Origin of the sequence: Pseudomonas sp. NFACC02, assembly GCF_900110765.1 — a bacterium.
In the GTDB taxonomy this organism is placed as follows: Bacteria; Pseudomonadota; Gammaproteobacteria; order Pseudomonadales; family Pseudomonadaceae; genus Aquipseudomonas.
In genome coordinates this window covers 1-8,418 of record NZ_FOEO01000080.1, presented here as the reverse complement: position 1 = coordinate 8,418, position 8,418 = coordinate 1, and the positions used below count along the sequence as shown (strand labels likewise).

The 8,418-nt window shown below is 59.9% G+C and carries 7 protein-coding genes; 4 read left to right on the top strand and 3 right to left on the bottom strand.

The genetic code is table 11. From position 1 onward, the window contains the following. Positions 1-101 precede the first annotated feature (101 nt). Complete coding sequence (locus tag BMY73_RS27530) at positions 102-983, bottom strand: bestrophin family protein (RefSeq protein ID WP_092411082.1); 882 nt, start codon at positions 981-983, stop codon at positions 102-104. Between the two features lie 210 nt (positions 984-1,193). Between BMY73_RS27530 and tkt the strand changes: the two genes are divergently transcribed. Continuing rightward, positions 1,194-3,278 carry a transketolase gene (gene tkt, locus BMY73_RS27525; protein ID WP_092411080.1) on the top strand — a complete coding sequence of 695 codons (2,085 nt, stop codon included), beginning with the start codon at positions 1,194-1,196 and terminating at the stop codon, positions 3,276-3,278. A 126-nt stretch (positions 3,279-3,404) separates the two neighbouring features. Here tkt and BMY73_RS27520 read toward each other — a convergent pair whose 3' ends face one another. Both BMY73_RS27520 and BMY73_RS27515 read right to left on the bottom strand, forming a co-directional pair. Further along, complete coding sequence (locus tag BMY73_RS27520; RefSeq protein WP_092411078.1) at positions 3,405-4,616, bottom strand: YeeE/YedE family protein; 1,212 nt, start codon at positions 4,614-4,616, stop codon at positions 3,405-3,407. A 230-nt stretch (positions 4,617-4,846) separates the two neighbouring features. Beyond that, positions 4,847-6,391, bottom strand: a complete 1,545-nt coding sequence (locus BMY73_RS27515; RefSeq protein ID WP_092411076.1) for a MocR-like pyridoxine biosynthesis transcription factor PdxR — start codon at positions 6,389-6,391, stop codon at positions 4,847-4,849. Between the two features lie 89 nt (positions 6,392-6,480). On the opposite strand from BMY73_RS27515, the gene BMY73_RS27510 reads away from it, so the two are divergent. From BMY73_RS27510 to BMY73_RS27500, 3 genes are read left to right on the top strand one after another with little or no spacing between them, the layout of a single operon-like run. After that, complete coding sequence (locus BMY73_RS27510) at positions 6,481-7,122, top strand: FMN-binding negative transcriptional regulator (RefSeq protein ID WP_092411074.1); 642 nt, start codon at positions 6,481-6,483, stop codon at positions 7,120-7,122. Beyond that, positions 7,115-7,561 carry a GNAT family N-acetyltransferase gene (locus tag BMY73_RS27505; RefSeq protein ID WP_092411072.1) on the top strand — a complete coding sequence of 149 codons (447 nt, stop codon included), beginning with the start codon at positions 7,115-7,117 and terminating at the stop codon, positions 7,559-7,561. The genes BMY73_RS27510 and BMY73_RS27505 overlap by 8 nt, the downstream gene beginning before the upstream one ends. A gap of 15 nt (positions 7,562-7,576) precedes the next feature. Then, positions 7,577-8,248, top strand: coding sequence for a GNAT family N-acetyltransferase (locus tag BMY73_RS27500; RefSeq protein ID WP_092411070.1), 672 nt, complete (start codon positions 7,577-7,579; stop codon positions 8,246-8,248). Positions 8,249-8,418: the final 170 nt, after the last annotated feature.

Genomic DNA, 8,418 nt, shown 5'->3' with positions numbered 1-8,418 from the left:
ATCCGATTATGACTGAAGGCGGCCAACAGCAAGGGGGAGCAAGCTCCCCCTTCGGTTTTTACCGGACACTAGTGACGCGGAGCGTGGGAACGATCCAACTGTCAGCGCTGCTTCTCAGTAGCGTCCCGCAACATCGAATTCAGGTTCCCCGAGATGTTGTCGCACAGCGCCTTCATCTGAATCTCGTGTTCAGACGCCTTGAACGGGCTTTGCAGGTCGGAGCCGATTTTCTCGATGGCGAGCAGCATGAAGCCCACCACCGTCGAGGCCAGCGGCGTGAACCAGCCCAATGTTTCCACCAGGCCGATCGGCACGATGATGCAGAACAACGTGATGAACAATCGTGGAAAGGTCACGTACGGATAAGGCAATGGCGTATTGGCGATGCGCTCCATGCCGCCCTGGCAATTGGATATCTCGACCAGTGTCGCCTCAAGCCGCTCCAGACGAATGCTGTCCAGCCGGCCAGCCTTGTATTCCGCCGCGAGGATCGCAGCGGACTCATTCAGGATGTCGTTGGGAAAGTTATTGGTGCGTTTACGACGCTCATATTCCTCCCGAGGAATCATGGCCGTCACGTCTTCGCCGCAATCGCTTCCCTTCAAATGCGCCGACAGACACTCAACGTAGGCCACATGCCGGCGCAGCAGCACGGCCTTGACCGGATTCAGCTCACTCTCGTCGTCGATCAACGTCAGCACCTGTCTCGCGAAACTGCGTGAATTGTTGACCAGGGCGCCCCATAACGTTCGCGCTTCCCACCAGCGGTTATAGGCGCTGGAGTTACGGAAGCTGGTCAGCACCACCAATGCCGAACCAAGCAAGGTCAACGGCATGGAAGGCAATGTGATTTTCCGCTCCAGATAGAGCATGAAATCAGCGGTGACAATCACGTCCCAGATCAACAGCCAGAACAGCGACCAACCAATGTAGGTGAAGGTCCTGATCATGGCCCGGTACTTCTTGATGATCGTTTCCTGCAAAAGCCACCCCCGTCTGTCTGTCATCGGCCAGGCAACGCGCCGACCTCAATGCCATTCGAATGCAGATGAACCGCTTGGTTCGCACCTGAAACATTTCAGCGACAAATCAATCGCCCCGGTCGGGTGACAGAGATTTCATGGAACGAACCGGTCGCACGGGTGCTCAACACCTATCTGGATGCTAAAGCCACTTGTCACGAGGAGAATGTAATGGGCTCGTCTTCAACCTCTCACTCCGTCGAAGAACACAGCGAACGCGACCAACTGACCATCAACACCATTCGCACCCTGGCGATGGATGCCGTACAGAAGGCCAATTCGGGTCACCCTGGCACGCCCATGGCGCTGGCACCGGTGGGCTACACGCTGTGGAAAGATTTCCTGCGCTACCACCCGGAACATCCTGACTGGCCAAACCGCGACCGCTTCGTGCTGTCGGTCGGTCATGCGTCGATGCTGCTCTACTCGCTGCTCCACCTGGCGGGCGTGGTCGAGATCGACGAGCACGGCACACCTTCCGGTCAACCTGCGGTGAGCCTGGAGGACATCAAACAGTTCCGCCAGATGGACTCCAAGACCCCAGGCCATCCGGAATACCGCATGACCACAGGCGTTGAGACCACCACTGGTCCGTTGGGCCAAGGCTGCGCCAACAGCGTGGGCATGGCGATGGCCGAGCGCTGGCTGGGCGAGCGATTCAACAAGCCGGGCGCCACGCTCTTCGACTACAACGTATACGTGCTGTGTGGCGACGGCGACATGATGGAAGGCGTCACCGCGGAAGCGGCTTCACTGGCCGGTCACCTCAAGTTGTCGAACCTGTGCTGGATCTACGACAACAACACCATCAGCATCGAAGGCCACACGGAACTTGCCTACAGCGATGATGCGCAGAAGCGTTTCGAAGGCTATGGGTGGAAAACCCTGCATGTGAAAGACGCCAACGATGCCGCAGCGCTCGCGAAAGCGATCAGAACCTTCCAGCAGACCGACGATGCGCCGACCCTGATCGTGGTCGACAGCGTGATCGGCTATGGCTCTCCGAATAAGCACAACACTGCGTCGGCGCACGGCGAACCGCTGGGCGAAGATGAAATCAAGCTGACCAAGAACGCGTATGGCTGGGATGAAAACAGCAGCTTCCTGGTGCCCGACGAGGCGCGTCACTACTTGCGCGATGCGCTGCTGAGCCGCAACGGCGGCGATTACGACGCCTGGCAAGAGACTTTCGCCCGCTTTGAGAAAGAACAGCCGGCACTGGCCGACGAACTCAACCGCATGCGCGCGGGCGAGATGCCCGAGGGGTGGCGCAACACGGCGGTCAGCTTCGACGCCGATGCCAAAGGACTCGCGACGCGCGCTTCGGGCGGCAAAGTCCTCAACGGTTTCGCCCAGCAGATTCCCTGGCTCATTGGCGGGTCGGCGGACCTGTCCCCTTCCACCAAGACCAACCTGACGTTTGAGGGTGCCGGCAGCTTCGAGGCAGGCAGCTACAGCGGCCGTAACCTGCATTTCGGCATCCGGGAGCACGCCATGGGCTCGATTGCCAACGGGCTGGCGCTGTCTTACATCCGGCCATACACCTCGACCTTCCTGGTGTTCAGCGATTACATGAAGCCGCCGATTCGTCTGGCGTCGATCATGGAACTGCCGGTGGTGTTCGTCTTTACCCACGACTCCATCGGTGTCGGCGAAGACGGTCCGACTCACCAGCCTATCGAGCACCTCACGCAATTGCGGGCCACGCCCGGCTTGCTGACGTTGCGTCCGGGTGATGCCAATGAAACCGCGGAAGCCTGGAAAGTCGCGCTGGCGCAGACCCATCGCCCCAGCTGCCTGGTGCTGTCCCGCCAGCCCATGCCGACCCTGGACCGCTCGATCTACGCCAGCGCAGAAAACGTCGCCAAAGGCGCCTACGTGCTGGCCGATGCGGTGAAAGACAAAGTGGAGGTGATCCTGATCGCCACGGGCAGCGAGGTTGGCATGACTGTCGAGGCGTTCGAGAAACTCAAGGCTGAAGGCATTGCGGCGCGTGTCGTATCGATGCCGAGCTGGGAACTGTTCGAGGATCAGGACAAGGCTTACCGCGACAGCGTATTTCCGCCAAATGTGACGGCGCGCGTGGTCGTGGAACAGGCCGGCCCCGTGGGCTGGGACCGTTATGTCGGCCAGACCGGCGCGAAGATTGTCATGAACACCTTCGGCGCCTCCGCTCCGATTGATAAGCTGCAGGCGAAGTTCGGGTTTACCGCCGAGAACATCGCGAAGGTGGCGAAGGAGCAGATCGGTCGGTAATCAAGACCTGCAGGAGCGCGCTTGGTCTGGGTCGCATCCGGAGGACTGCAGCGTGTCAGTCAGCAATTGTGGTGCAGACACACCGCAATCGCGGGCAAGCGCGCTCCTACAATTTGGTGTCTAAAATCAGCAGCCGCTCAAAACAACCGGACGACGCTCACCTTCAAAGAAGAACGGGCGAATCCGTACACCCACAGCGTTACCCGCGAACGCTGCAATCAGCCACAACCAGCCATGCAGGCTGCCCGACGCGATACCACTGAAGTACGCGCCGATGTTGCAGCCGTACGCCAGGCGCGAACCGTAGCCCAGCAGCAAACCGCCGATCACCGCCGCGATCAGTGACCGGGTCGGGATTTTCAGGCTCGGCGAAAAACGTCCTGCAAGCCCCGCTGCCACCGCCGCCCCCAGCATGATGCCGATGTCCATAACCGTGGTGATGTCTTCCCATACGGGCGCGGCCAGCGCCTTGGCGTTGGCAGGCATCTGCCAGAACACCCAGCTGCCAACATCCACACCCAGACTGCTGGCGACTTTCGCGCCCCACAGGGCGAAGGCTGAGGTGATGCCCCAAGGACGGCCAGCCAACGCCAGCGTGGCATAGTTGAGCAACGCCAGCGCAACGGCACCCCACACCAATGGCCATGGGCCGCGCAGGAAACGACGCAAACCTACATGCTCGCTGGTGACTGCCGCCTCCAGCTCACCATGGCGGCGCTTCTCCAGGGTGATGGTGACCAGCGCAATCACGGCAAACAGCGCCAGGCTCATGATCAGAGCGGGCATTACACCGAAGGTTTTTACGATGGAGGTTGCCGGGAACGAGGGCAGCGAAAACCACCAGTCGGCGTGATGGGTCGCAACCACCGAACCGATGATGAAAAACAGCAGCGTCACCACCATCCGCGCATTACCACCGCCCACGGTGAACAACGTGCCCGACGCACAACCGCCCCCCATCTGCATGCCGATGCCAAAAATGAACGCACCGAAGACCACGGAAACGCCGGCAGGCGCTACCAGCCCGTTGACCGGTGTGCCAAATAATGTGCCTGCCCCCAGGGCCGGGAAAAACAGGACGACCGCGATGGCCAGCATCACCATCTGCGCGCGCAAACCCGCACCGCGACGCTCATTGATGAATACCCGCCAGGCGGACGTGAAACCAAACGCCGCGTGATACAGCGTCAGACCCAGCGCCGCGCCGACGATCAACAGCAGCACCTGCTTGCCGCCGACAGCGGACTGAAGAAACAAAGCACCGATCACCAATAAAGCAAAGGCAATCAACGGCGTGCCGAACTTGCGTTCCGGCGTCGCAGAAAGAGGAAGGCTCATGGACGTATCTCAGGGAATGGTTGCAATGGGCGCGAGTATAACCCCGCTGCCGGCCGTTCTACGCTCAACGGTTTACCGCTTTTCTGTAGGAGCGTGGCTTGTCCCGCGATCGGCGACGAAGTCGTCGTAGATTGGGTGAGCGCGATGCATCAGGCAAAATGCATTGCCAGGTTTTACGACGACTCCGTCGCCGATCGCGGGACAAGCCACGCTCCTACAATGTGCGCATCTCACAGCCACACCCCACGCAGCCTTTCCAGCGCCGACGCAATGTCCGCTTCCGGCACCGCCGCAAAACCCAGCACCAACCCCGCTCGGTTATCCACAGGCGTATCGGAATCCGGCAACCAGTAATCGCTCAAAGGTGCCACTTCAACGCCGACGCTTTCTGCCTTGGCGACGAGTTCCTGCTCCCGGGCCCGGCTTTCAACGGCCACCGACACGTGCAAACCCGCCAGCGGTTTGGGCATGGGACGGCAACCGCGCAGGTCTTCGGGCCAGGCCGCCAGCAAGGCATCGCGTCGACTCAACGCCGCGCGACGCATGCGACGGATGTGCCGTTGGAAATGACCCGACGCGATGAATTCGGCCATGACCGCCTGAGTGCCGATTTCCGAATGCCGCATGTCCAGCGCACGACGCTGGCTGAAAGGCTTGACCAGATGGCGCGGCAGCACCAGATACCCCAGACGCAACGCTGGAAAGGCAACCTTGCCGAAGGTCCCGACATAGAGCACGCGCCCGTGTCGGTCCAGTGCCGCCAGCGGTGCCAGAGGCGCGCCGCTGTAGCGGTATTCGCCATCGTAGTCGTCCTCGACGATCCAGCCTTGTGCCCGTTCAGCCCAAGCCAGCAAATCCAGGCGACGCGCCAGGCTCATCGTGACGCCCAACGGGTACTGATGAGACGGTGTCACATAAGCCACCTTGCAGCGGCCGTCGCTCGAATCAGGGCACCGCATGCCTTCAGCGTCCACCGGCATTCCGAACAACTTCGCGCCTGCAACCGCAAAGGCGTGGCCTGCCGCGCGATACCCCGGATTCTCAATCGCTACGCCGTCGCCGTCGTTCAACAGCAACTGTGCACAAAGGGCTATCGCCTGTTGCGCGCCACTGGTGATCACAATTTGTTCAGCGGTGCAGTGCAAGTCACGAGACGTTCTTAAATACACCGCGATCAGTTCACGCAGCCGCCACTCACCTGCCGGATCGCCGTAACCCAATTGATGCAAACCCGGTTTCCGCCAGAAAGCCGCGTGGAGCTTGCCCCATACGTCAAACGGGAACAGGTCGAAAGCAGGAATGCCGACGCGAAAAGCGCGCGGCAAACCGGTTTTGTGAGCGCTCAAATGGTGCCGCTCCAACAGGTCTATGGAAGCGCTGTGGATAACTTGACTGGATAAATTACCAGCTTTATCAAGAGATTTTGTGGATAAACCTGTTGATAAGCCTGGTGATAACCCTGTGGACACTTTTGTGGATAGTTTTATCGCGGGCGTCGGTTTCTTCGGCAGTTGTGCGACATAGGTGCCGTCGCCAACGCGGCCATGGGTGTAGCCTTCAGCGTAAAGCTGGTCATAGGCCCGCATCACGCTGTTGCGGGAAATGGACAACGCCGCCGCCAGATCACGACTCGCAGGCAGACGCGTCCCGCTGCTCAAACGTCCGTCGAGGATGCGTTCACGTAGCGCCTGATACAGCTGACGGCTCAGACCTTTGCGGCGGTCCAGTTCAATACCGGCGAAATCGAAGGTCAATGAGGGCGTGGCAACGGGCATTGCATTGGTCCTATGAAATTGATCATTAATGGTTCTTACAACAGACCAATAGGCTGCCTACGATTAGGCCAATCGCCAAGGAAAATCTCATGTACATACCCCGCCATTTCAGCGACGAGGATCTTGCCCGCCTGCACCGTCAGATCGATGGCACGCGCTTGGCGACCTTGGTCACCTTTGACGAAACCGGTTTACAAGCCAGCCACGTCCCGCTGCTGCTTGATCCCGCGCACGGCGCTCACGGCATGCTGACCGGCCACTTGGCCAAAGCCAACGCGCAGTGGAAAACACTGGCGCTGGGCACTGAAGTGCTGGTGATCTTCCAAGGTCCCGATGCCTACGTCAGTGCGTCCTTCTACGCCGCCAAGGCCGAACACGGCAAAGTCGTCCCGACCTGGAATTACCTGGCAGTCCACGCTTACGGCCGCGCCGAGGTCTTCACCGATCCCGAGCGTCTGCTGCGCGTAGTCAGCGGTCTGACCGACAAACACGAGGCAGCTCGTGCCGAGCCTTGGGCCGTAAGCGACGCGCCGGAGGACTACATTCAGAAAATGCTCAACGGCATCGTCGGCTTTGCCATTCCCATCGAACGCCTGGAAGGCAAGCGCAAGCTCAACCAGAACCGAAGCGCCGAAGACATCGCCGGCGTGAGCAAAGGTCTGGCGACCAGCCCGGACCAACACGATCAGGAAATCGCTCGCTTGATGAGCCAAGGAGAACCCCGTGTCTGACGTTGAAATCCGCCCCGTTACCGCCGCCGACCATGACGCCTGGCTGCCGCTGTGGAAGGCTTATCTGACGTTCTATAAAACCGAATTGTCGGACGCCGTGACCGAGAGCACCTGGCAGCGCTTTCTGGACAGCCATGAACCCACTCACGCGGCGCTCGCCTGGCAAGACGGCAAAGCCATCGGCATGGTGCATTTCATCTTTCATCGCTCGAACTGGAGCATCCACTATTCCTGCTACCTGCAGGACTTGCTGGTCGTGCCCGAGCAACGCGGCACAGGCGTCGGCCGCAAGCTGATCGAGTACGTTTATGTTGCGGCCGGAAACGGCGGAGCCGACAAGGTCCACTGGCTGACCCACGAAACCAACGCCACCGCCATTCAGCTGTATGAACGTATCGCCGAACGCCCCGGTTACATTCAATTTCGCAAACCGCTGTAGGACTGGAATCCGATCATGTCGAACCTTGAACACTGGCAATCGGCGAAGCTGCCGGACACACGCACGCTGGAAGGACGCTTCATTCGCCTGGAAAAACTCGACGCAGCGCGTCATGCGGACGGGCTGTGGCAAGCGCTGGAAGGCCCCGGCGCCGATCCGAAACTCTGGGATTACCTGGCCGTTGGCCCGTTCACCGAGCGGGGCGCCTTCGACGACTACCTCGCAGGTCTGCACACTTCAACCGACCCGTGGTTCTACGCGGTGGTCGATCAGGAGACCGGAGCGCTCGATGGTTTTCTGAGTCTGATGTCGATCGTTCCCGCTCAAGGTCGAATTGAGATCGGGCACGTCACCTTTGGCGCCTCGATGCAACGAACACCCAAGAGCACCGAGGCGGTCTATCTGCTCGCGAAGGAGTCATTCGCCTTGGGCAATCGTCGCCTGGAATGGAAGTGCAACGCCGACAACGCCCGTTCCATGCGTGCAGCGGAACGCTTTGGCTTTAGGTTCGAGGGCATATTCCGTCAGCACATGGTGGTCAAAGGCAAGAACCGCAACACCGCGTGGTTCTCGATTCTGGACAGCGAATGGCCAACGCTGGAAAAAGCGTTCAAGGCATGGCTGGCTGTGGATAACTTTAGAGACGGACAGCAGATCAATACGCTCGAGCATTTTCGCTCGTCATAAGCCTGTCATAGGGACGCCTGATCGGTATGCCGCCTGCTGCTGATTCACTCCGAAACTGTAGGAGCGTGGCTTGTCTCTGGGCCGCATCCGGACGATCTGGCGCGCAGCGGCAGCAAAATCAGGCAATTCGTTGTGCCAGGTACTCCGCATGCACCGGTTTTACTGCCGGT